16 protein-coding genes are annotated in these 19,676 nt (G+C 68.0%); 5 read left to right on the forward strand and 11 right to left on the reverse strand.

The window, feature by feature from the left end:
• Positions 1–49: 49 nt before the first annotated feature.
• Positions 50–1,297 carry a homoserine O-acetyltransferase MetX gene (gene metX / locus DEQ67_RS14800; RefSeq protein ID WP_115891795.1) on the reverse strand — a complete coding sequence of 416 codons (1,248 nt, stop codon included), beginning with the start codon at positions 1,295–1,297 and terminating at the stop codon, positions 50–52.
• Positions 1,294–2,613: an O-acetylhomoserine aminocarboxypropyltransferase/cysteine synthase family protein gene (locus DEQ67_RS14805; protein WP_115860735.1), complete on the reverse strand. Its 1,320-nt coding sequence runs from the start codon at positions 2,611–2,613 to the stop codon at positions 1,294–1,296. The genes metX and DEQ67_RS14805 overlap by 4 nt, the downstream gene beginning before the upstream one ends.
• 177 nt (positions 2,614–2,790) lie before the next feature.
• On the opposite strand from DEQ67_RS14805, the gene ligA reads away from it, so the two are divergent.
• Entirely contained in the window at positions 2,791–4,890 is a 2,100-nt protein-coding gene (ligA, locus tag DEQ67_RS14810; protein WP_115860733.1) for an NAD-dependent DNA ligase LigA, read from the forward strand.
• 63 nt (positions 4,891–4,953) lie between these two features.
• On the opposite strand, the gene DEQ67_RS14815 is transcribed toward ligA, so the two are convergent.
• The 3 genes from DEQ67_RS14815 to DEQ67_RS14825 form a co-directional block, all read right to left on the reverse strand.
• On the reverse strand, positions 4,954–5,877 hold the full coding sequence (locus tag DEQ67_RS14815; protein WP_004044911.1) for an ABC transporter permease: 924 nt from the start codon (positions 5,875–5,877) through the stop codon (positions 4,954–4,956).
• Positions 5,874–6,854 (reverse strand): ABC transporter ATP-binding protein, encoded by a 981-nt coding sequence (locus DEQ67_RS14820; protein WP_115801953.1) that lies wholly within the window; start codon positions 6,852–6,854, stop codon positions 5,874–5,876. The genes DEQ67_RS14815 and DEQ67_RS14820 overlap by 4 nt, the downstream gene beginning before the upstream one ends.
• Positions 6,855–6,968: 114 nt before the next feature.
• Positions 6,969–7,244 carry a hypothetical protein gene (locus tag DEQ67_RS14825; protein WP_004044915.1) on the reverse strand — a complete coding sequence of 92 codons (276 nt, stop codon included), beginning with the start codon at positions 7,242–7,244 and terminating at the stop codon, positions 6,969–6,971.
• A 112-nt stretch (positions 7,245–7,356) separates the two neighbouring features.
• Between DEQ67_RS14825 and DEQ67_RS14830 the strand changes: the two genes are divergently transcribed.
• A complete protein-coding gene (locus DEQ67_RS14830; RefSeq protein WP_115860731.1) occupies positions 7,357–7,584 on the forward strand; it encodes a hypothetical protein in 228 nt (75 codons plus the stop codon).
• 23 nt (positions 7,585–7,607) lie between these two features.
• Here the strand turns inward: DEQ67_RS14830 and DEQ67_RS14835 are convergent, their stop codons facing one another.
• The gene (locus tag DEQ67_RS14835; RefSeq protein ID WP_004065900.1) at positions 7,608–9,131 is read right to left on the reverse strand and encodes a methyl-accepting chemotaxis protein; all 1,524 of its coding nucleotides are present in this window, start codon (positions 9,129–9,131) and stop codon (positions 7,608–7,610) included.
• A 142-nt stretch (positions 9,132–9,273) separates the two neighbouring features.
• Here DEQ67_RS14835 and DEQ67_RS14840 point away from each other — a divergent pair, with 142 nt between their 5' ends.
• Positions 9,274–11,013 carry an excinuclease ABC subunit C gene (locus DEQ67_RS14840; RefSeq protein ID WP_115860729.1) on the forward strand — a complete coding sequence of 580 codons (1,740 nt, stop codon included), beginning with the start codon at positions 9,274–9,276 and terminating at the stop codon, positions 11,011–11,013.
• A gap of 64 nt (positions 11,014–11,077) precedes the next feature.
• On the opposite strand, the gene mdh is transcribed toward DEQ67_RS14840, so the two are convergent.
• Positions 11,078–11,992: a malate dehydrogenase gene (gene mdh / locus DEQ67_RS14845; protein WP_008578602.1), complete on the reverse strand. Its 915-nt coding sequence runs from the start codon at positions 11,990–11,992 to the stop codon at positions 11,078–11,080.
• Between the two features lie 206 nt (positions 11,993–12,198).
• On the opposite strand from mdh, the gene DEQ67_RS14850 reads away from it, so the two are divergent.
• Positions 12,199–12,798 (forward strand): Sjogren's syndrome/scleroderma autoantigen 1 family protein, encoded by a 600-nt coding sequence (locus tag DEQ67_RS14850; RefSeq protein WP_115891796.1) that lies wholly within the window; start codon positions 12,199–12,201, stop codon positions 12,796–12,798.
• A gap of 80 nt (positions 12,799–12,878) precedes the next feature.
• On the forward strand, positions 12,879–13,268 hold the full coding sequence (locus DEQ67_RS14855; RefSeq protein WP_008609153.1) for a universal stress protein: 390 nt from the start codon (positions 12,879–12,881) through the stop codon (positions 13,266–13,268).
• Between the two features lie 24 nt (positions 13,269–13,292).
• On the opposite strand, the gene DEQ67_RS14860 is transcribed toward DEQ67_RS14855, so the two are convergent.
• The 4 genes from DEQ67_RS14860 to DEQ67_RS14875 all read right to left on the reverse strand — a co-directional run bounded on the left by DEQ67_RS14860 (position 13,293) and on the right by DEQ67_RS14875 (position 18,296).
• Positions 13,293–15,869: a DEAD/DEAH box helicase gene (locus DEQ67_RS14860; protein ID WP_115801958.1), complete on the reverse strand. Its 2,577-nt coding sequence runs from the start codon at positions 15,867–15,869 to the stop codon at positions 13,293–13,295.
• Positions 15,870–16,214: 345 nt separating this feature from the next.
• The gene (locus DEQ67_RS14865; protein ID WP_081606157.1) at positions 16,215–17,207 is read right to left on the reverse strand and encodes an OapC/ArvC family zinc-ribbon domain-containing protein; all 993 of its coding nucleotides are present in this window, start codon (positions 17,205–17,207) and stop codon (positions 16,215–16,217) included.
• Positions 17,208–17,255: 48 nt separating this feature from the next.
• Positions 17,256–17,648 (reverse strand): DUF2073 domain-containing protein, encoded by a 393-nt coding sequence (locus DEQ67_RS14870; RefSeq protein WP_004044951.1) that lies wholly within the window; start codon positions 17,646–17,648, stop codon positions 17,256–17,258.
• 6 nt (positions 17,649–17,654) lie between these two features.
• Positions 17,655–18,296 carry an Era-like GTP-binding protein gene (locus DEQ67_RS14875; RefSeq protein ID WP_004044952.1) on the reverse strand — a complete coding sequence of 214 codons (642 nt, stop codon included), beginning with the start codon at positions 18,294–18,296 and terminating at the stop codon, positions 17,655–17,657.
• Positions 18,297–19,676 lie beyond the last annotated feature (1,380 nt).

Raw genomic sequence — 19,676 nt, forward strand, 5'->3', positions numbered from 1 at the left:
CAAGAAACCCCTGAGAACCGAGGGTCGTCCCCGCGTCGCCCCCCGCGGCTCAGCGCGAGAACAACGAGGAGTGGACCGGGGCGAAGTCCTCGTCCTCGTCGGGTTCGCCGCCGTCGGGCGCGGTGTCGGTCACGGCGCGGCCCGCGACGCCCTCGTCGACGAAGTCAGCGAGCGGCGGGCCGACCTTCTCGGGTTCGACGAGGAAGGCGTCGTGGCCGTGGTCGGACTCGACGACGTGGTGGGCGACCGGCACGTCGCCGCGGCGGAACGCGCCCGCCAGCGACTCCGACTGCTCGGTCGTGAAGTGCCAGTCGCCGGTAAAGGAGACGAGGAGCGCCTCGCCCTCGAAGGCGGCGAGCGCGGCCGCGTCGGATTCGTAGCCCTCCGAGAGGTCGAAGTCGTCCATGGCGCGCGTGAGATACAGGTACGCGTTGGCGTCGAAGCGCTCTGCGAACTTCTCGGCCTGATAGTCGAGGTAGGACTCGACCTCGCGGTACGGGAAGAAGGACGCCGCGGGGTCCGACGGGAAGGCGTCGCCGCGCTCGCCGCGACCCGCGGAGCGCCGGCCGAACTTGCGCTCCATCGAGTCCTTCGAGAGGTACATCAGGTGGCCGAGTTGGCGGGCGAGGCCGAGACCCGCGTCGGGCGAGGGGCGCTCTTCGCCGTAGTAGTCGCCGCCGTTCCAGTTCGGGTCCGAGGTGATGGCGCGGCGGGCGACGGCGTCGATACCGAGACACTGCGAGTCGAGGCGGGCCGCCGAGGCGATGACCGCGAGGCGCTCCACGTCGTCGGGGAACTGCACGGCCCAGTCGAGGGCGTTCATGCCGCCGACGGAGCCGCCGACGACGGCGTGTAGGCGGCCGACGCCGAGGTGGTCGAGCAGGCGGCGCTGGGCGCGGGTCCAGTCGTGGACGGTGACCGGAGGGAAGTCCGTGCCCCACGGCTCGCCGTCGGGACCCTCGCTGGCCGGGCCGCTCGTGCCGTAACACGACCCCGGGACGTTCACGCAGATGACGTAGTAGTCGTTCGTGTCGATGGCCTTGCCCGGCCCGACGATGTCCCCCCACCACGCGCGGGCCTGCCCGGAGACGCCCGACTCGGTGCCGTGGCCGGCGACGTGCTGGCTCCCGGTGAGACCGTGACAGACGAGGACCGCGTTCTGTCCGTCGAACTCGCCGTAGGCCTCGTAGGCGACTTTCAGGTCGGGCAGTATCTCGCCCGACTCGAACTCGTGTTCCCCGATGTCGACGACATCGGATTCGACCCGCCGTCCGGGCGTGGTTCGGGTACGGCTCATCGCTCCTCCGCGTCCCCGTCGGCCTGCTGACGCAAGGCGTGTTCGATTGCCCGGTCGAGGTCGTCGATGATGTCGTCGGCGTCCTCGATGCCGACCGACAGCCGGAGCATATCGGGGGCGACGCCCGCGGCGCGCTGTTCGTCCATCGAGAGCTGTGCGTGCGTGGTCGAGGCGGGATGGATGAGCAGCGTCTTCGCGTCGCCGATGTTGGCGAGGAAGCTCACGAGGTCGACCGACTCGCAGACGGTCTTGGCGGCCCCGTAGGCCGCCTCGTCGTCCTCGCCGTCGAGGCCGAACGTGACCATGCCGGCGTAGCCGCCCTGCAAGTACTTCGAGGCGAGGTCGTGGGTTTCGTGGTCCTCGAAGCCGGGGTAGGTGACCCACGCGACGCCGTCGCGGTCGCGGAGGAACTCGGCGACGCGGCGGGCGTTGTCGCAGTGGGCGCGCATCCGGAGCGCGAGCGTCTCGACGCCCTGGAGGGTCTGCCACGCGTCGAACGGCGACTGGCAACTGCCGGTGCTCCTGACGGCGCGCTGGCGGACCGCCTCGGCGAAGGCGCGCTCACCGAATCGCTCGACGAAGTCGACGCCGAACGCGGGGTTCTCGCCGGAGAGTTCGTCGTAGTCGGCCGCGTCCCACGGGAAGGTGCCGCCGTCGACGACGACGCCGCCGACGGTCGTACCGGAGCCGTGGAGCCACTTCGTCGTGGACTCCCAGACGATGTCCGCGCCGTGTTCGATGGGCCGACAGAGCGCGGGCGTGGCGAACGTGTTGTCCACGACGAGCGGAACGCGGTGCTCGTGGGCGACCGCCGCGATGGCCTCGAAGTCGGGCGTCTTCAGCGAGGGGTTCGCCACCGTCTCGACGTGGACGAAGGCGGTGTCGTCGTCGATGGCCGCCTCGTAGGCGGCCACGTCGAGCGTCTCGACGGTCCGGGATTCGATGCCGCGCCTGACGGCGGTCTTCGAGAAGTACGAGGCCGTGCCGCCGTACATGTCCTCCGAGAGGACGGCGTTGTCACCGACCGACGCGAGGACGGTCGTGAGCGCGTCGAGCGCGCCCATGCCCGAGGCGGTGGCGACCGCGTCGACGCCCGCTTCGAGGGCGGCGAGGCGGCGTTCGAGGATGCGGGTCGTCGGGTTGGAGATGCGGGAGTAGACGTCGCCGTCGGCTTCGAGGGCGTACAGGTCCGCGGCGTGGTCCGCGTCGTCGAAGACGTACGACGTGGTCTGATAGAGTGGCGGGGCGCGGGCCCCTGTGGCCGGGTCCGGGTCCTGTCCGGCGTGGAGGCCGAGCGTGCGAAAGCCTCGATTCATGTATCAGGTGCATAATCTTCGATAGAGGAATAACCGTCAGTTACGGCAAGCGTTGCCCGTGGTTTGAGGTGGCGACGCAACGACGGTTCGGGCGGCTGGCATCGTCGCGGCCCGTCACGCCATCCATCCACCGCCACCCCGGAGCGTTTACCCGCCGTCCGGCCGACACCCGAACCAATGAGCGACGCCGACGTCGACGCCGAGTCGAACCCGTACCTCCGCGACCCGCCGACCGAGTTCGAACCCGCCGAGTCGCTCTCGCGCGAGGCGGCCGAAGAGCAGGCCGCACTCCTCCGCGAGGCCGTCCGCGAGCACGACCACCGCTACTACGTCGCGGCCGACCCGCTCGTCTCCGACGCGGCCTACGACGCGCTGTTCTCCCGACTCGTCGCGCTCGAAGGCGCGTTCGACCTCGACACGACCAACAGCCCGACGAACCGCGTCGGCGGCGAGCCCATCGACGCGCTGGAGACGGTCGAACACGTCGCGCCCATGCTCTCTATCGACCAGAGCACCGACGCCGACGACCTCCGCGAGTTCGACGAGCGCGTCCGCCGCGAGGTCGGCGCGGTCGATTACGTCTGCGAACCCAAGTTCGACGGCCTCTCGGTCGAAGTCGTCTACGAGGACGGCGAGTTCGTCCGCGCGGCCACCCGCGGCGACGGCCGGCGCGGCGACGACGTGAGCGCCCAGGTGAAGACGATTCCGACCGTTCCCCTCTCCCTCCGCGGCGACCACCCCGACCGACTCGCCGTCCGCGGCGAGATTTACATGCCGAAGTCCGACTTCAGCGACCTCAACGCCCGGCGCGTCGAAGCCGGCGAGGACACCTTCGCCAACCCCCGGAACGCGGCCGCCGGGACGCTCCGCAACCTCGACCCCTCGGTCGTCGCCGACCGCCCGCTCGCGGTGTTCTTCTACGACATCCTCGACGCGAGCGCGCGACCCGACAGCCAGTGGGCGGCGCTCGACCGCCTGCGCGAGTGGGGTCTCCGCGTCACCGACCGCATCGAGCGCGCCGAGGACGTGGCGGAGGCCATCGACTACCGCGACCGGATGCAGGCGGCCCGCGACGATCTCGACTACGAAATCGACGGCACGGTCATCAAGGTGGACTCGCGGGACGCCCGCGAGCGGTTGGGCGAGAAGAGCCGCTCGGTCCGCTGGGCGTTCGCCTACAAGTTCCCCGCGCGCCACGAGGTGACGACCGTTCGCGACATCGTCGTGCAGGTCGGGCGGACGGGCCGGCTCACGCCGGTCGCCATCCTCGACCCCGTGGACGTGGGCGGCGTCACCGTCTCCCGGGCGACGCTCCACAACCCCGACGCGAGAGCCGCCCTCGGCGTCGCGGTCGGTGACCGCGTCCGCGTCAAACGCGCCGGCGACGTGATTCCGCAGGTGGTCGAGGTCACCGAAGACGGCGGCGGGAGCTACGAGTTCCCCGACGAGTGCCCCGTCTGCGGGAGCGCCGTGGACCGCGACGGCCCGCTTGCGTTCTGCTCGGGCGGGCTGTCGTGTCCGGCCCAACGGGAGGCCTCCATCGGCCACTTCGCGGTCAAGGGCGCGATGGACATCGACGGCCTCGGCGAGGAGCGCGTCGCCCAACTCGTCGACGCCGGCCTCGTCGAGACGGTCGCCGACCTCTACGACCTGACGGCCGACGACCTCACCGAGTTGGAGGGGTGGGGCGAGACGAGCGCCGAGAACCTCGTGGCCGCCGTCGAAAACTCGACGAACCCCTCTCTCGACTCGTTTCTCGTCGGCCTGAGCATCCCCGAGGTGGGCGAGGCGACCGCCCGCGGCCTCGCCCGCGAGTTCGGGTCAATCGAGGCGTTCCCCATCGAAGCCGACGCCGAAGAAGACGAGTTCGACGCGTTCGAGGAACGCCTGACGACCGTGCCCGACGTGGGCGAGACGGTGGCGCGTCGCGTCCGCGACTTCTTCGAGAACGCGGACAACCGCGCCGTGATTCGCGCGCTGCTCGACCGCGGCGTCGACCCCGAGCCCGTCGAATCGGGCGGCGACGAACTCGACGGCCTGACGTTCGTCGTGACCGGGACGCTCGTGGCGAGCCGAAGCGACGTGACGGAACTCGTCGAATCCCACGGCGGCAACGTCACCGGCTCCGTCTCGGGCAACACGGACTACCTCGTCGTCGGGGAGAACCCCGGCCGGTCGAAGCGCGACGACGCCGAAGCGAACGACGTGCCGACGCTCACGGAAACCGAGTTCGAGGCGCTGCTCGCGGAGCGCGGCGTGGCGTATCCGCCGGAATAGAACGGTCAATCGGTTCGCTGAGACGGGCGCTGAGGCGACCGCCTCAGGCCCGGTGCGTCGGCCTCAGAGGTCGGCCTTCTCGAACGCCCGGTAGCCGAGCAGCGGCGGGACGACAATCCACGCGACGAGGATGGCGAGGATGAACGGCCCGGTGAAGTAGAACGGCAGCGACTGCGAGAACGTCGATTCGATGGTGAGTCGCTCGGCGAGGCCGGCCTTGAACAGGCGGGCGGCGACCGCGGGCCCGTACAGCTCCGCGACCAGCGTCTCGTAGGCCCGAAGCGGGTTCAGGTACTTGATGAAAAGCCGCATCTGAACGATTTGCGGCGCGGTCAGCGCGGTGAGACCGAGCTGTTCGACGACCCAGTTGACGAGCCGCGGGACGCCCGTGGCGACCGTCGACCAGAGGACGGCGAAGATGAAGTACAGCCCGACGGTGCCGAACAATGCCTGCCGCTGGGAGGCCGAGGTCGCAGAGAGCCAGACGCCGATGGAGACGAACGCCGTGGCGAGCAGTCCCGAGAGGGCCACCTGCCCGGCGTAGGAGACGAACATGACCTGCCCGCCGGTGAACAGCATCGCGAAGAGGGCGACGACGAAGCCGACGAGCATCGAGACGAGGACGACGAGCGTGCGGCCGACCAGCTTTCCGAACACCACGTCGCGCCGGGAGTTCGGCAGCGACAGCAGGAGCTTGATGGTGCCCGACTCGCGCTCGTCGATGAGCGAGCCGTGGGCCGTCACGAGCGCGATGAGCGCGAGGACGAACCCGAGCATGCCCGCGTACGAGAAGTTGAACAGCCCGCCCGGGGCGGTCGTGAGGCCGAACAGCGTCTCGGAGTTCGCGCCCGCGCCCGAGAGCAGAACGCCGTAGAACAGCGCCGTCGACCCGCCGATGAGCAGGGCGAAAAACAGCGTCAGCCCGAGGAGCCACCGCGACCGGAGGGCGTCGCGGAAGTCCTTGCGCGCGACGGATTCGAGCGTCACGCCGCCACCTCCGGTTCGTCGGCCGGGTCGTCGCCCTCGGTGTACGCGAGGAAGATGTCCTCCAGCGACGCGGAGTCGGTCTCGAAGTCGGCGACGGTCGCGCCGTCGGCCTCGACGGCCTCGATGACGCGGGTCTTGGCGTCGTCGGTACAGCCGACGACGAGGCGGTCGCCGTCAGATTCGACCGACGAGACGCCGTCGAGCGCGCGGACCGCGTCGAGGTCGGCGTCGCCGTCGACGTCGATGCGGAGCACCGCCTCGGCGTCGACGCGGTCGCGGAGGCCCTCGATGGTGTCCTCGGCGATGAGTTCGCCGTCGCGCATGATGCCGACGCGGTCGCAGACCGCTTCGACCTGCGCGAGGACGTGACTGGAGAAGAACACCGTCGCGCCGCGGTCGGCCTCGGTGCGGACGATATCGCGCATCTCGCGCGCGCCGGCGGGGTCGAGACCGGAGGAGGGCTCGTCGAGGACGAGGAGGTCGGGACTGCCGGCGAGCGCCATCGCGAGCGCGAGGCGCTGGGACATCCCCTTGGAGTAGCCGCCGGCGCGGCGGTCGGCCTCGTCGGGGGTTAAGCCGACGCGGGAGAGCAGTTCGTCGGGGTCGTCGTCGGCTTCCTTGGACTCGATGGCGAACTCGACGTGTTCGCGCCCGGTGAGCCGGTCGTACACCTCGTAGCCCTCGGGGAGTACGCCGGTCCGACGACGGACGGCCACGCTCTCGGCCTGCGCGTCGTGTCCGAGCACGTGGACGGACCCGCTCGTCGGACGCACGAAGTCGAGAAGCATGTTGATCGTCGTCGATTTTCCAGCACCGTTGGGACCGAGGAACCCGAAGACCTCCCCTTCCGCGACGGAAAACGAGAGGTCGTCGACGGCGGTGACGGTGTCGGGTTCGGACGACGGGAGGAGGGTATCGAACAGTCCCTCGTCGTCTTCGAACCGTTTCGTCACCCCGTTTAGTTCGATGGCGGCCATGGGCGGGCCTGCGTCGCACTGCCTTAAAGTGTTTTAGGTGCGGAAATCACGGCCGATAACGTTGCGGGCGGAACTCGGGGGCTGTCGAAGTCGCAGTTCGCCGCCGCTGGCGTGTCAGACCTCGTCGTCGGGTTCGTGGGAGTCGGCCATCTTCGTCGCCTCCGCGGCGTACCGCTCACGCAGGTCGTCGTCATCCACGGGTTCGAGATTCTCCGTCGGCGCGTCGATGGCGGCGGTCACGGTCATCCGGCGCTGGTGCATCACGGCCGCGGCGAGCTCCTTCCGGAGTTCGTACTCGCCGTCGGGCGTCGCGTAGATGAGGATGATGAGGTCGCGGTCGTCGTAGGACCGCTCGACCAACCAGAGCCGCGTCGTGTCGTCGTCGCTCATGGGCCGTGGTTCGGCCGGGGTTCCCTTACGCGTGCCGGCATCGCATCGCGGAGCGTGCCGCGCCGGGAGTCCCCCCTATCGTTTATTCGCTCCGCAAGCGTACGATTCCGGCATGTTGGAGACGCTGCTCGGGGACGACGTGGAGTCGTCGGGCCGATACCTTCCCGAACTCATCTACGGCGCGAACGACGGCATCGTCACGACGTTCGCCGTCGGCGCGAGCCGGTGCCTCGTGACGAATCGCTCGTGGCTCGCTAACAGCGTCGAGATGTTCGTCGTCGGAATGGCGGCCGCCACGGTCGCCTACGCGGTCGGGAACCTCCTTGCCGGCGTCGCCTGACGCGGGCGCGTGTCCGACTCACGTCAGGCGGACCGGCTCCCGGTCAGCTCCTCGACTTCGGTGGCGAGTGACGACAGCGCCTGCGTGCTTTCGTCGGTCGCCGCGACGATGCTGTCGACCGCGCCCTCGGTCTCGACGGTCCGGTCGCGCACGTCCTCGATGGTCGCGGTCAGCTCCTCGACCGCCTCGGCCTGCTCGTCGGTCGCGCGGGAGACCTCCGCGACGCCGTCCGCGGCGGTGTCGATGGAGGCGGCGATTTCCTCGAACGCCGCCAGCATCTCGGAGATGCGCTCGTCGGCGTGTTCGATGCGGTCGTTGGACTCCGTCGCCGCGTGGACCGCTTCGTCGGTCTGCGACTGGATGTTCTCTATCTGCGCGGTGATGTCTTCGGTGTGCTGGCGCGTCTCGTCGGCGAGCGACTTGACCTCCTCCGCGACGACGGCGAATCCGTCGCCGTCCTCGCCGGCGCGGGCGGCCTCGATGTTCGCGTTGAGCGCGAGCAGGTTCGTCTGTTCGGCCACCTCGGAGATGACCTCGACGACCGCCTCGATGTCGTCCATGCGGCCGCCGAGTTCGGTCACGCGGTCGACGAGTTCGTCGCCCATCGTGACGACGCTCTCGGTCGCTTCTCGCGCCTCGCTGTTGGCCTCGCGACCCTCGGCGGTCGCCTGCCGCGCCTCGGTGGCTGCGGTGTCGACCTCGTCGGCGGTGGCGGCGACCTCCTCCATCGTCGCGCTGAACTGCTGCATCTGTGTCGCGCCCTCGTCGAGGAGGTCGCGCTGTTCGTCGACGTTCTCGACGATGGCGTCGGCCGCCGACGCCGCCCGCGTGACCGCCGCGGTCGCCGTCTCGGTCTCGTCTTCGACGTTCGACGCCAGCGTCGAGAGATTCCGCGCCGTCTCGTTGACCGCGTCGACGACGAGATACAGCTGGTCGTCGACGGCCCCACTGTCGTCTATCGTCGCCCGCGCGTCGAGGTTCCCTTGGCTCAACTGGGTCAGCGTCGATTCGACCTCGGAGACGAGCGCGGCGACCTCGCGGTGGCGCTCGACCTCGGTCGTGCGGTTGCGGACGGTCTGGAGGACGCCGACGAGCTCGTCGCCCTCGTACAGCGGCATCGCGGTGTGCCGGGCGTGACAGTCGTCGCCGTTCGCGTCCGCGAACGTCTCCTCCGCGGCGTACAGCAGCCGGTCGGGGTCGTCGAGTTCCACGCCGTCGAGCGACGCGGCGTCGCGGGGGTTGTCGAGGACCTGCCCCGCGAGCACCCGGGCCGCGGCGTTGCCGTAGAACGTCTCACCGAGGTCGCGCCGGCCGAGCGCGTCGGCCGCGGACGTGCCGGTCAACGACTCCACGCCGGCGTTCCACGCCGCGATGCGGCCCTGTTCGTCGAGGACGAACGCCGGAAGCCCGACGCCGTCGAGCAGTACGTCGTCGTCGACGTTCAGGTCCGGCGCGTCGGTGGCGGAACCGGCGACGATTCCGCCGTCCGGTAACGGCGTCTCCTCACCGAACCACGAGCGGACGCGTGAGAGTATACCAAGTGACATTATCGACTTCGTTTCAGGGCATCACAGGAGTATCTTTCGAGGGCAGTATCAAATAAGATAATCACGCAGTGGCGGGATGGTCGAGTCGGCCGCTCCGCTCGACGCGTCAGCCTCAAGCCCCTCGCGCGGTAAGCCACCCCAGATGGACCTTGCCGCGGTCAGCGAACGAGCCAGCGCGCTGCCGTCGGACCCCGGCGTCTACCAGTTCGTCGCCGGCGACGCGGTGCTGTACGTCGGGAAGGCGGTCGACATCCGCGCGCGAGTTCGGTCGTACGCGGACCCGCGCTCGGAGCGCATCTCCCGGATGGTCGACTGCGCGGAGCACATCGACTTCGCCGTTACCGACACTGAGACGCAGGCGCTGCTCCTCGAAGCCAACCTCATCAAGCGCCACCAGCCGCGCTACAACGTCCGGCTGAAAGACGACAAATCCTACCCGCTGGTCCAACTGACGGCCCACGCGGTCCCGCGCATCGAGGTCACCCGCGACCCCGAGGACTCCGCGACCGTCTTCGGGCCGTACACCGACAAGGGCCGCGTCGAGACGGTCGTGAAGGCGATTCGAGAGACCTACGGCCTCCGCGGCTGTTCTGACCACAAGTATTCGAACCGCTCGCGGCCGTGTCTCGACTACGAGATGGGCCTGTGTACGGCCCCCTGTACCGGCGAAATCGCGGAGCGCGACTACCGCGAGGACGTGGAGTCGGCGGTTCGATTCTTCGAGGGCGAGACGGGTGTCCTCGCGGACCCGCTCCGCCGGGAGATGGAGGCGGCCGCGCAGGACGCGGAGTTCGAGCGCGCCGCCAACCTCCGCGACCGACTGGAGGCCGTCGAGTCGTTCCACGGCGCGGGCGAAGACGCCGTCTCGTCGCAGTCCGACGAGCGCGCCATCGACGTGCTCGGCGTCTCGCTCCGCGGCGACTCGGCGACGGTCGCCAGACTCCACGCCGAGCGCGGTCAACTGGTGGACCGGACCCGCCACCACCTCGACGCGCCCGAGGGCGAAGACCGCACGGCCGCCGTCCTCTCGGCGTTCCTCGCGCAGTTCTACGCCGAACGCGACCTCCCCGACGCGGTCGTCCTCTCGGAGCACCCCGACGACGAGGACGTGGTCGCGTGGCTCGAAGCCGAGGGCGTGGGCGTCCGCGTCCCCGGCGCGGGCCGCGAGGCGAAACTGGTCGAACTCGCGCTGAAGAACGCCCGCCGGCGCGCCGGCCGCGACGACGGCCTCGCGACGCTCGCCCGCGAACTCGACCTCGACGTGCGCCGCGTCGCCCGCATCGAGGGCTTCGACGTGAGCCACGCGCAGGGCAAGGCCGTCGTCGGGAGCGACGTGTGCTTCGTCGACGGAAGCGCCGAGACCGCGGACTACCGCCGGCGGCGACTCCCCGAGCGCAACGACGACTACGCGAACATGCGCGACCTCGTCCGCTGGCGGGCGACCCGCGCGCTGGAGGGCCGCGACGACCGCCCGGACCCCGACCTGCTCCTCATCGACGGCGGCAAAGGACAGTTGAACGCCGCGCTCGACGCCCTCGACGAGACGGGCTGGGACGTGCCCGCCGTCGGCATCGCCAAGGACCGCGAACTGGTCGTCACGCCCGACCGAACCTTCGACTGGCCGGACGACGCGCCGCACCTGCACGTCCTCCAGCGGGTCCGCGACGAGGCCCACCGCTTCGCCGTCCAGTACCACCAGACGCTCCGAGACGAGGTGAAGACCGTCCTCGACGACGTGCCCGGCGTCGGTGAGAAGACCCGCCGGGCGCTGCTGACGCGGTTCGGCAGCGTCGAGGGCGTGCGCGAGGCGTCTGTCGAGGACCTGACCGACGTGCCCGGCGTCGGCGAGAAGACGGCCGACGAACTGAAGCGGCGGCTCTGAGCGGCGTCAGATACTCGGGTGAAAAAGACGGATTGGATTCGTCGCGCGAGCGAGCCGGAGCGGCTTACGCGATTTCGTCGTACTGGTCGCGGAGCTTCTCGGCCGCGTCGTCCATGAGGTCGGCCTCGTAGTCGTCGAGGTCCCACTCGACGACCTCCTCGATGCCGTTCGAGCCGAGTTTGACGGGGACGCCGAAGGCCGTGTCCTCGTAGCCGAACTCGCCGTCGAGGACGAGCGAGCCGGGGAGCACTTCGCCGGTGTCGTGCAGGACGGCCTCGACCATGTGGGCGACGCCGGTCGCCGGACCCCACTGGGTCGCGCCCTTGCGCTCGATGACGTCCATGGCGGACTCCTGGAGGTCACCGAGAATCTCCTCTTTCTCGTCGGCGGAGAAGGCGGGGTCGTTGCCGTCGACGCGGACCTTCGAGAAGACCGGCACCTGCGCGTCGCCGTGCTCACCGAGGATGGTCGCGTCGACGTTCTTGACCGGCACGTCGAAGCGCTGGCTCAGCACGTAGCGGAAGCGGGCGGAGTCGAGGCGGCCGCCGAAGCCGATGACTTTGTGGCGGTCGCGGTCGCCCGTCTCGTAGAGGTGACGGTTGAGCAGGTCCACGGGGTTCGACGTGGTGATGGAGACGAAGTCGTCGTTGTGCTCCGCGAGCGAGGAGCCGATGTCGTCCATGATGGGGGCGTTGTCGCCCGCGAGGTCGATACGGGTCTGTCCCGGCTGCCGCGGGATGCCCGCCGTGATGACGACCACGTCGGAGCCGGCGGTGTCCTCGTAGCCGCCCTGCGTCACGACCGTGTTGGAGTCGTACGCGATGCCGTGGTTCGTGTCCGCCGCCTGTCCGACCGTCTTGTCTTCCATCTTCGGGATGTCGACGAACACGAGTTCGTCACAGACATCGCGAAGCGCGAGGTTGTACCCAGCCGCGGCACCGACCGTGCCGGCCGCACCAATCACGCTAACTTTCGTCATGCCACATTAACGACGCTGTGGATTCCGAGTAAACGTTTCGGAACGGGCACCGAACCGCAGTCTGTCGATTTCGTGTTCGTCAGTCGTCGAACTTCGGGCGACAGCGACGGGGTGGACTCGGGCGCGAGAGCCGGTGAAACCGCCGGTGACGAAACCGGTCGAACGACGCCGTGGGGTTTTTCGACGCACGTCGCGTCCACACGCACATGAGCGACTTCGACAAGGAAGCAGAGCGCCAGCGACTTCGGGAGAAGTACGAGCGAGACGAAACGAAGCGACGGTCGACCCAGCGGATGAGCGAGCTGCTCCTCAAGGGCGCGACGATGACGAACAAGCACTGCGACAACTGCGGCGACCCCTTGTTCCGCTACGAGGGGCAGGTGTTCTGTCCGACCTGTCAGGCCGAGGGGCAGGCCGCGGCGAACGCCGACCAAGACGCCGAGCAGGCCGCCGAAGCGGCCGTCGAAGCCGACGAAAGCGAAGCCGAAGCCGAGGCGAACGCGAACGAGACGGCCGCCTCCGCGGGGAGCACCGAGGCCGCCGACGAGACGCGCCGCGACCCCACCGGCGCGAACGGGCGCGACGCGGCACCGACTCGGACGCGAACCGCGGGCGAGCGGGAGGCGACCGAGCGACGCGCGCCTCGCGAGGTCGCCGGCGACGTGACCGCCGCGCGCGAGTCGCTCGTGCGGACGCTGACGTGGGCCGCCGAACAAGCCGAGTCGACCGACGACCCGCGGCGGGCGACGGACTATCTGACCGCCGCGCGCGAGGCCGCCGAGGCCATCTCGGCGCTCGACCGATAACCGACTGCCTGTCCTCGCCACCTCGCGTCGGCTGTCGCTCCGGGCGGTAGAACTACCGCCCCGCGGGTCCTCTGTTTCGTATGGACGTTCTCATCCCCATCGACGGCACCGACGCCAGCAAACGCGCGCTCGACTTCGCCATCGAGATGGTCGACGGGATGGGCGGGAGCCTCCACGTCGTCCACTACACGAACAACCAGACCGACGCGACGGAGGCCATTCTCGACGACGCGCGCGGCAGACTCAAAGCGGGCGACTTCGGCGGCGAACCGGAGCTTTCGACCATCACGGTCGACGTGTGGACCGCCGACCGCGTCGGCGAGGAGATTCTCGACACCGTCGAGCGCGGCGGCTTCGACCACGTCGTGATGGGCCACCACGAAGACGGCATCGTCGAGCGAACCGTCTTCGGGAGCGCCGCAGAAACGGTGCTCCGGGCCGAGGCCGTTCCGGTGACTATCGTCCCCTGACGCGCTCCGGGCGGTGAACGCGGCTCAGCGGTACTCCGAGCCGACGACCTCGCGGATTCGCTCGGCGGTGACTTGGCCGACGCCGCGGACCTCCTTGAGGTCCTCCTCGGTGGCGGTCATGACCGCCTCGACGCTCCCGAACGCTTCGAGCAGCGTCCGCGCCGTGACCGGGCCGATGTCGGCAATGGCGGAGACGACGTACTCCTGTTGTTCGTCGAGCGTCTTCGCGCTCTTGCCGCCGTGGACGCTCACGGTGCGCTCGCGGTCCGTCTGCTCGCGGGTGGCGATGGTCGCCAGCAGCTCCGCGGTGTCGTCTTCGTCTTCGGTGAACAGCACGCTCACGTCGAAGTCGACCGCGACCGACGACAGCGCCCCGCGAATCGCGCCGGGGTGGATGTTGCGCTCCTCGTAGAGCCCGCGCCCCTCGATGACGAGCAGCGGCCGGGCGTAGTGGCGCGTGAGGTCCGCTATCTGCTCGAATATCGAGCGGTCGCCGCCCGTGAGCGTGTCGAGGAAGTCCGAGACGCTCTTTCGTTCGACCGCGACGCGGTCCGAGAGGACGTAGTCACCGACCGCGAGCGTCTCCAGTCGGGTCGTCAGGTCCTCGCGCTTCGAGAGGGTGCGGGCGATGTTGGAGTCGAGTTCGCGCTGGTCGACGACGATTTCGACGGTGTCCTCGTCGTCGGTGCCCGCCGCGGCGACGGTGGCCGAGTCGTCCACCTCGTCTCCTTCTGCGTCCGACGCCGGGTCGTCGCCCGAGTCGGCCGGGTCGGCGTCCTCGCCGTGGCTGTCGTCGCCGTCGTCCGCCCGCGCCAACGCCTCGTCCGAGGGACCGAAGTCGGCGAGGCCGGACTGCCCGTCCGAGTCGGTCGCCGCCGCGGTCGCGGTCCGGCCGTTCGAGGCGGATGACGCGGTAGCCGACGCCCCGTTCGCATCGCCCTCGCTCGCGGCGTCAACCCCCTCGTTTCCGGTGGAACTCCCCGCGCTACCGGCGGAACTGGCGTCGTCTCCCGCGAACGCCGAGAGGTCGCGTTGGGAGGGGTCGAGTTCGGCTTCGAGGTCGTCGGCCGCGCCCTTGAGGTCCCGAAGCTCGTTTTGCATCGTCTTCTCGCGGCGGCGCGATATCCAGAAGTACGCCTCGTCGCGGGTGTCCTCCGCGAGGAGGACGACCACGCGACCGTCGGCTTGCCGGCCGGTCCGCCCCTTCCGCTGGATGGACCGGATGGCGGTCGGCACGGGTTCGAAAAAGAGCACGAGGTCGACCTCGGGCACGTCGAGACCCTCCTCCGCGACGGATGTCGAGACGAGTACCTCGAACTCGCCGTTTCGGAACTTGTCGAGGGTCTCCTGCTGTTCGTTCTGGGTCATCCCGTCGGAGCCTTCGCGGTCGCCTTGCCCGACGAACCGCCGGACCGAGAAGCTCTCCGAGAGGAACTCCGTCAGCGCCTCGGCCGTGTCGCGCGACTCGGTGAAGACGATGACGCGCTCGCCGTTCTGGATGCCGAGCGTCTCCGCGAGGAGGATGCGCGTCTTCCTGAACTTCGGGTGGAGGCCGTCGAACGACTCGGCTTTCCGCATCGCCTCGCGGACTTTCGGCTCGGCGACGAGTCGCTGGCTCGCCTTCGACGCGCCCGACGATCGGGCGGCGTTGCGCTGGCGCTCGAAGTACCGCCGGACCGACTCCACCGACTGGGTCTCGACGAGTTCGACCGCCCGGCGGAGCTTCATCACCTCCGCGTGCGTCGACATCCCCTTGTAGCCCTCCGACTTGTCGGCGTTCATCAGCCGCTGGAGCTCCGCGCGCATCCGGTTGAGCTTCTTCTGGGAGATATCGGGCTTCGTCGATTTGGTGACGCCCAACTGCTTGAGCTTCTCCAGTCGGTCGGTGATGACCTCGTTGAGCGCGTCGCGTATCTCCAGAATCTCGTCGGGGAGTTGGATGCGGTTCCACTCCACGTCCGTGTCGTGGGTGTACTCCGACACGTCGGCGTCCTCCTCGGTCATCACCTCCACGTCGACGATGCCGAGGTTCTCACAGACTTCGAGGATGGCCTCCTCGTCGCCGCCGGGCGAGGCGCTCATCCCCGTGACGAGCGGGTTCTCGGCGTCGGCGTGGTAGCGCTCTGCGATGTAGACGTAGGCGTAGTCGCCGCTCGCGCGGTGGCACTCGTCGAAGGTGAGGTGCGTCACGTCCCGAAGCGAGATGCGGTTGCCGATGAGGTCGTTTTCGATGACCTGCGGCGTGGCGATGACGATTTGGGCCTCCTGCCAGAGTTCGGCCCGGTCGTCGGGCCGAACGTCGCCGGTGAAGACGACGATTTCGTCGTCCGGGACGGTCAGCGCCTCGCGGTAGAAATCGGCGTGCTGCTGGACCAGCGGCTTCGTCGGCGCGAGAAACAGCGACTTTCCGCCCACGTCGTGGAGGCGCTGGGCGGTGACGAGCAGGCTGACGGTCGTCTTCCCGAGGCCGGTGGGGAGACAGACCAGCGTGTGGCCGTCGCGCGCGGTCCCGGCGAGGCGAATCTGATAGAGCCGCCGCTCGATGAACGACGGCGCGAGTAGCGGGTGGTCCACGTACGCAACGTCCTCGGAGGCCGACATCGGTGACGATTGCTCGCCCTTGCCGATAAGGGTTCGCAGAGCGGGGTGAAAGTAAAGCGTCCGCCGGGCCTCGCCGCGGCGGTCGTTACCCCGTGCTGTCAGCGGTATCGAGGTCGGGGTCGTCTGGTCGCGCGGTCGGGAGCGACGCTCCGAGGAGCGACGCCCACTCGGCGACCTTTTCGTTGTGCGGATTGGACATAGCGCTTCCCCAAGGAGATATACTCTCAACTATCGTATATAACGGTTATGCCGATTCGACGGATGGACTCGCGCGTACGTGGCCGGACGGTCGGCGTTCCACCGGAAACGACGGGGTGAAAAGTCGGGCGGGCGCGGAAAGCGCGCTCAGTCCTCGCGGTTGCCGGGGCCCCACGTGTCCGGAACTTCGATGACGTACCGGCCGTCCTCGCGGAGCGAGATGATGTACTCGCTTCGGTCGTACAGCTCCATGAGGTTGAGTTCGTACTGCCCGGGGTTGACGATTTTGATGCTCTCGAACTGTTCGTTGAGCTCCTCGCGAAGCTGGTCCAGGTCGGGCCGCTCGTCGGACGAAGGCTCGATGACCGTGCCGTCCGCGTCCGTGGGCGCGTCGGCGGGCTGACCGGCCGGCCCCTCGGAGGCGGGCGGCGCTTCGGACGGCGTCTCAGCCGCCGAACCGCGTCGGTTCGCGTCGGCGGCGGCGAGCTCCTCCGGCGTGACGACATCGCTCCGAGCGCTCTTCTGGGAGTTGTCTTCGTCCGTCTCGCGCGCGTTGATTTTACCGGGGTCGCGGTCCGGAGGCGAAGCCGAGTCCGCCGAGCTACTGGGTCGCTCCGTCGCGTCACCTCGGGATTTGTTCCGCGACGCTGGGGGTTCCTGCGGGTCTGCTCCCGGAGACTCGCCGGGCGCGGACGGCCACTCGCCCCAACCGCGAGGTTTGTCTTCGGGTTCGCCACCCGCGTCGGCCGCGTCGGACGCGTCGCTCGACCCGGCCGCACCGGTCGACGACGGTTCGCTTCGGGTCGAACCGGCGGTGTCACCGGTCTCGGATCGCTGTGGGGCGTTCGCGTCCGCATTCGCGTCCGCCCAGTCGCTGACGGTCATCGACTCCTCGTCGGTCGAGTCGGGATGGGACTGCTGCTGTGCGCGGTCTCGGACGGCGTCGGCCGCCGAAGAGCTCAGGTCCCGCGTTCCGGCGCCGCCCGTCGACGGCGTGTCGTCGCTTGCGCTCGCGGGAGCGCTCCCGCTCGACGCGGGCTTGAACTGAAACTTGTTGCCGCCGCAGCTCGGGCACCCCGAGAGCATCTCCTTCGAGCCGTCGGGGAACACCTTACCGCACGTGGTGCATTGATGTGGCATTGGTGGATGTTGGCGCCGGATGGCGCGTGAGGGCGTTCGTGGGGCCCCCTACTTTCGCGAGACGAGCGCGCTGATGAGATTCTCGTCCTTGTGAAGCGTCTGAATCTGGTTCGCGGGACCGATGACCGTGAGCTTCTGGGTCGACTGTCGGCCCATGAGCCGGTCGAGGAAGCTCTGGTCTGCGGTCTGCGAACGCGGATACGTCTCGATTTCGATACCGTTGAACTCGTCGGGGCTTATCTCGGCCATCGTGACTTCGATAAGCTTCGACTCCTCGTCGGGCGAGAGGCCTTCCTCCAGGATGACGATGTTCCCGTCACGGACGCCGTCGAGGATGAGTCGAATCTTCTCCATGCTGGTGAGGTTTGCCATCCGATTCCCGCTGAAGAGGTCTATCTGGACCCCGTCGGAGCCGTTGTCGGAGGCGGTTGCTTCAGGCATGGTGAATCACGCGAAGTACTTCGCGATTTTGGCGTACACTTCGTCCATGTTCTCCCCTTCGAGCGCTGACAACTCGACTGTTTCGTGCTGTGGGTACGCGTTCGCGATGCGCTCGACGTTCGAGTCTTCGAGGTCGATTTTGTTCGCGAAGATGAGCACGGGCAGGTCCTGGCTCTCGATGATACCGATGAGCATCGTGTTGACCTGCGATATCGGGTCCTTCGTGCTGTCGAGCACGTAGATGACGCCGTCGACGTCCTCGCGGAGCCAGTGCATGGCTTCGGCGACGCCCTCGGTCGCCTCGCGGGACCGGCGAACGGCGTCGTCTTTCTCCATGTCGTGTTCGAGGAACTCCTTGTAATCGACCTTCGTCGTAACCCCCGGGGTGTCGACGATGTCGATAGTGACTTTCTTGCCGTTCCGCTCGATTTCGACGTTCTCTTTCCGCCTGGCGCGGCGAGTCTCGTGAGGGATGTGGCTCTCGGGACCGACGGCGTCACCGGTCCAATCACGGGCGATACGATTTGCGAGAGTCGTCTTCCCGGCGTTGGGCGGGCCATATATACCGATCCGCTTCGGCTCGCTCTCCGAAAAGAGCCGGTCGACGACTCGTGAGATGCTGTCTCTTAAATCTGTGAGCAGTCCCATCCTGGGCCTCCCGCACCTCCCGAACGCGTCGTGGAGGGCGTATGGAGGTATCACCCAACCGGACTCACTTAAGCACTACGTCAGACACCAGTCACGTGGTCGACAAAACGACAGAAAAGAACGTCGGTGACGGCGGCCAGTCCGATTGGGCGAACTCGAACGACGAAATCGACAGGCCGGCGTTCGAGCGGGACGTACCGAGCGACAGAAAGGCGGCCGCTCGGCGGCGATACGCGTTCATTTAGCTTGTTACTTTGGGCGTACACGTGCGTAAGGATACCGAGCAGTGACGTCCGGAGTACCGCAGTGTCTCTCGAACACGACGAGCGTTCTGAAGCCGCCGCGCCGACTCCCCGCAGTCTGTCCTCGCCGCAGTAGCCGTGATTCTGATATGGTGACACGTGCCGCGGTGACGTGAACTACTCGCAAGGCAACACCCCCACCCCTTCGTTTCAGGTGGAACGGGCCGAAGGGGTGGGTGGGGGGAGACCGCTAGACGGCGGTCGAATGTTAATTGAATAGAGAGGATGAGTAATATTATCCGTTTTCTCTCTACTACGGGTTTGGTATGCGGATATCTGTGATAAAACCACCGCTATACAAAGACTACCGAACCCCCCTCCCCTCCTGTTCGCTGCTCCACCTGAAACGAAGGGGTGTGGGGAAACCGAGACGCAGGGGTTTCCCGTCGAACTGGAGAACGACAGTTAATTACAGGAGAAATCGAGACGTTACACAAGGTCGATACTCGCTCTACTACCCGAATTCGTCCAAATCGTTATTCGGACATCTCCACGCGAAACGAAGGGGTTACTCCCATCGAGTTTTCTGTCGGGGACACATCGCACGTCGAGTTCCACTCCAACGACGCCCGTTGGTCAGTCACCGCCACCGCTCAGTTACTGTCGGTACTCGGTCTCCGACACCCCATCCGGCTACCCACCATCGTTCAGTCACGCTGCCGCGCAGTTGCCGGCGCAACTCGTTACCCACCACTCGGCCGACTCGACCTGTTTCGACTCGACCTGTTTCGACTCGACTCGACTCGAGCCGAGCCGACTTTCCGACGCGGCTCGATTCGCCCGTTCGCCATCTGGTTCGTCTCCCAGCGACCGCCGGTACTGACGACATCGCCGGGGGAGCGAAACTGATACGCGCGGGTTCTCGTGTTGAAACGGTCCCGCCCGGCCGAGTTCCGGTCGAACGGCGGCGGACGGGTCGGAGAAGTAAGATTTTTGTACCGACTGTTCGTTTGGTTCCTTTGCATCATCTGGAATCGCCTTCTTCGGCGTGATGCGTAAATGCCGACTATCACCGGCTTCACGCACCCTATACGCCGCCGCGGGCGACTATTCCACTTGAAACAAAGGGGTATTCACG

The organism is Haloferax sp. Atlit-48N (assembly GCF_003383015.2).
Classification (GTDB): Archaea; Halobacteriota; Halobacteria; order Halobacteriales; family Haloferacaceae; genus Haloferax; species Haloferax volcanii.

Excerpts from the sequence above, each read along its gene's own strand:
- metX (WP_115891795.1), bottom strand. The coding sequence starts at position 1,297 with ATGAGCCGTACCCGAACCACGCCCGGACGGCGGGTCGAATCCGATGTC.
- DEQ67_RS14805 (WP_115860735.1), bottom strand. The coding sequence starts at position 2,613 with ATGAATCGAGGCTTTCGCACGCTCGGCCTCCACGCCGGACAGGACCCG.
- ligA (WP_115860733.1), top strand. The coding sequence starts at position 2,791 with ATGAGCGACGCCGACGTCGACGCCGAGTCGAACCCGTACCTCCGCGAC.
- DEQ67_RS14820 (WP_115801953.1), bottom strand. The coding sequence starts at position 6,854 with ATGGCCGCCATCGAACTAAACGGGGTGACGAAACGGTTCGAAGACGAC.
- DEQ67_RS14825 (WP_004044915.1), bottom strand. The coding sequence starts at position 7,244 with ATGAGCGACGACGACACGACGCGGCTCTGGTTGGTCGAGCGGTCCTAC.
- DEQ67_RS14830 (WP_115860731.1), top strand. The coding sequence starts at position 7,357 with ATGTTGGAGACGCTGCTCGGGGACGACGTGGAGTCGTCGGGCCGATAC.
- DEQ67_RS14835 (WP_004065900.1), bottom strand. The coding sequence starts at position 9,131 with ATGTCACTTGGTATACTCTCACGCGTCCGCTCGTGGTTCGGTGAGGAG.
- DEQ67_RS14840 (WP_115860729.1), top strand. The coding sequence starts at position 9,274 with ATGGACCTTGCCGCGGTCAGCGAACGAGCCAGCGCGCTGCCGTCGGAC.
- mdh (WP_008578602.1), bottom strand. The coding sequence starts at position 11,992 with ATGACGAAAGTTAGCGTGATTGGTGCGGCCGGCACGGTCGGTGCCGCG.
- DEQ67_RS14850 (WP_115891796.1), top strand. The coding sequence starts at position 12,199 with ATGAGCGACTTCGACAAGGAAGCAGAGCGCCAGCGACTTCGGGAGAAG.
- DEQ67_RS14855 (WP_008609153.1), top strand. The coding sequence starts at position 12,879 with ATGGACGTTCTCATCCCCATCGACGGCACCGACGCCAGCAAACGCGCG.
- DEQ67_RS14860 (WP_115801958.1), bottom strand. The coding sequence starts at position 15,869 with ATGTCGGCCTCCGAGGACGTTGCGTACGTGGACCACCCGCTACTCGCG.
- DEQ67_RS14865 (WP_081606157.1), bottom strand. The coding sequence starts at position 17,207 with ATGCCACATCAATGCACCACGTGCGGTAAGGTGTTCCCCGACGGCTCG.
- DEQ67_RS14870 (WP_004044951.1), bottom strand. The coding sequence starts at position 17,648 with ATGCCTGAAGCAACCGCCTCCGACAACGGCTCCGACGGGGTCCAGATA.
- DEQ67_RS14875 (WP_004044952.1), bottom strand. The coding sequence starts at position 18,296 with ATGGGACTGCTCACAGATTTAAGAGACAGCATCTCACGAGTCGTCGAC.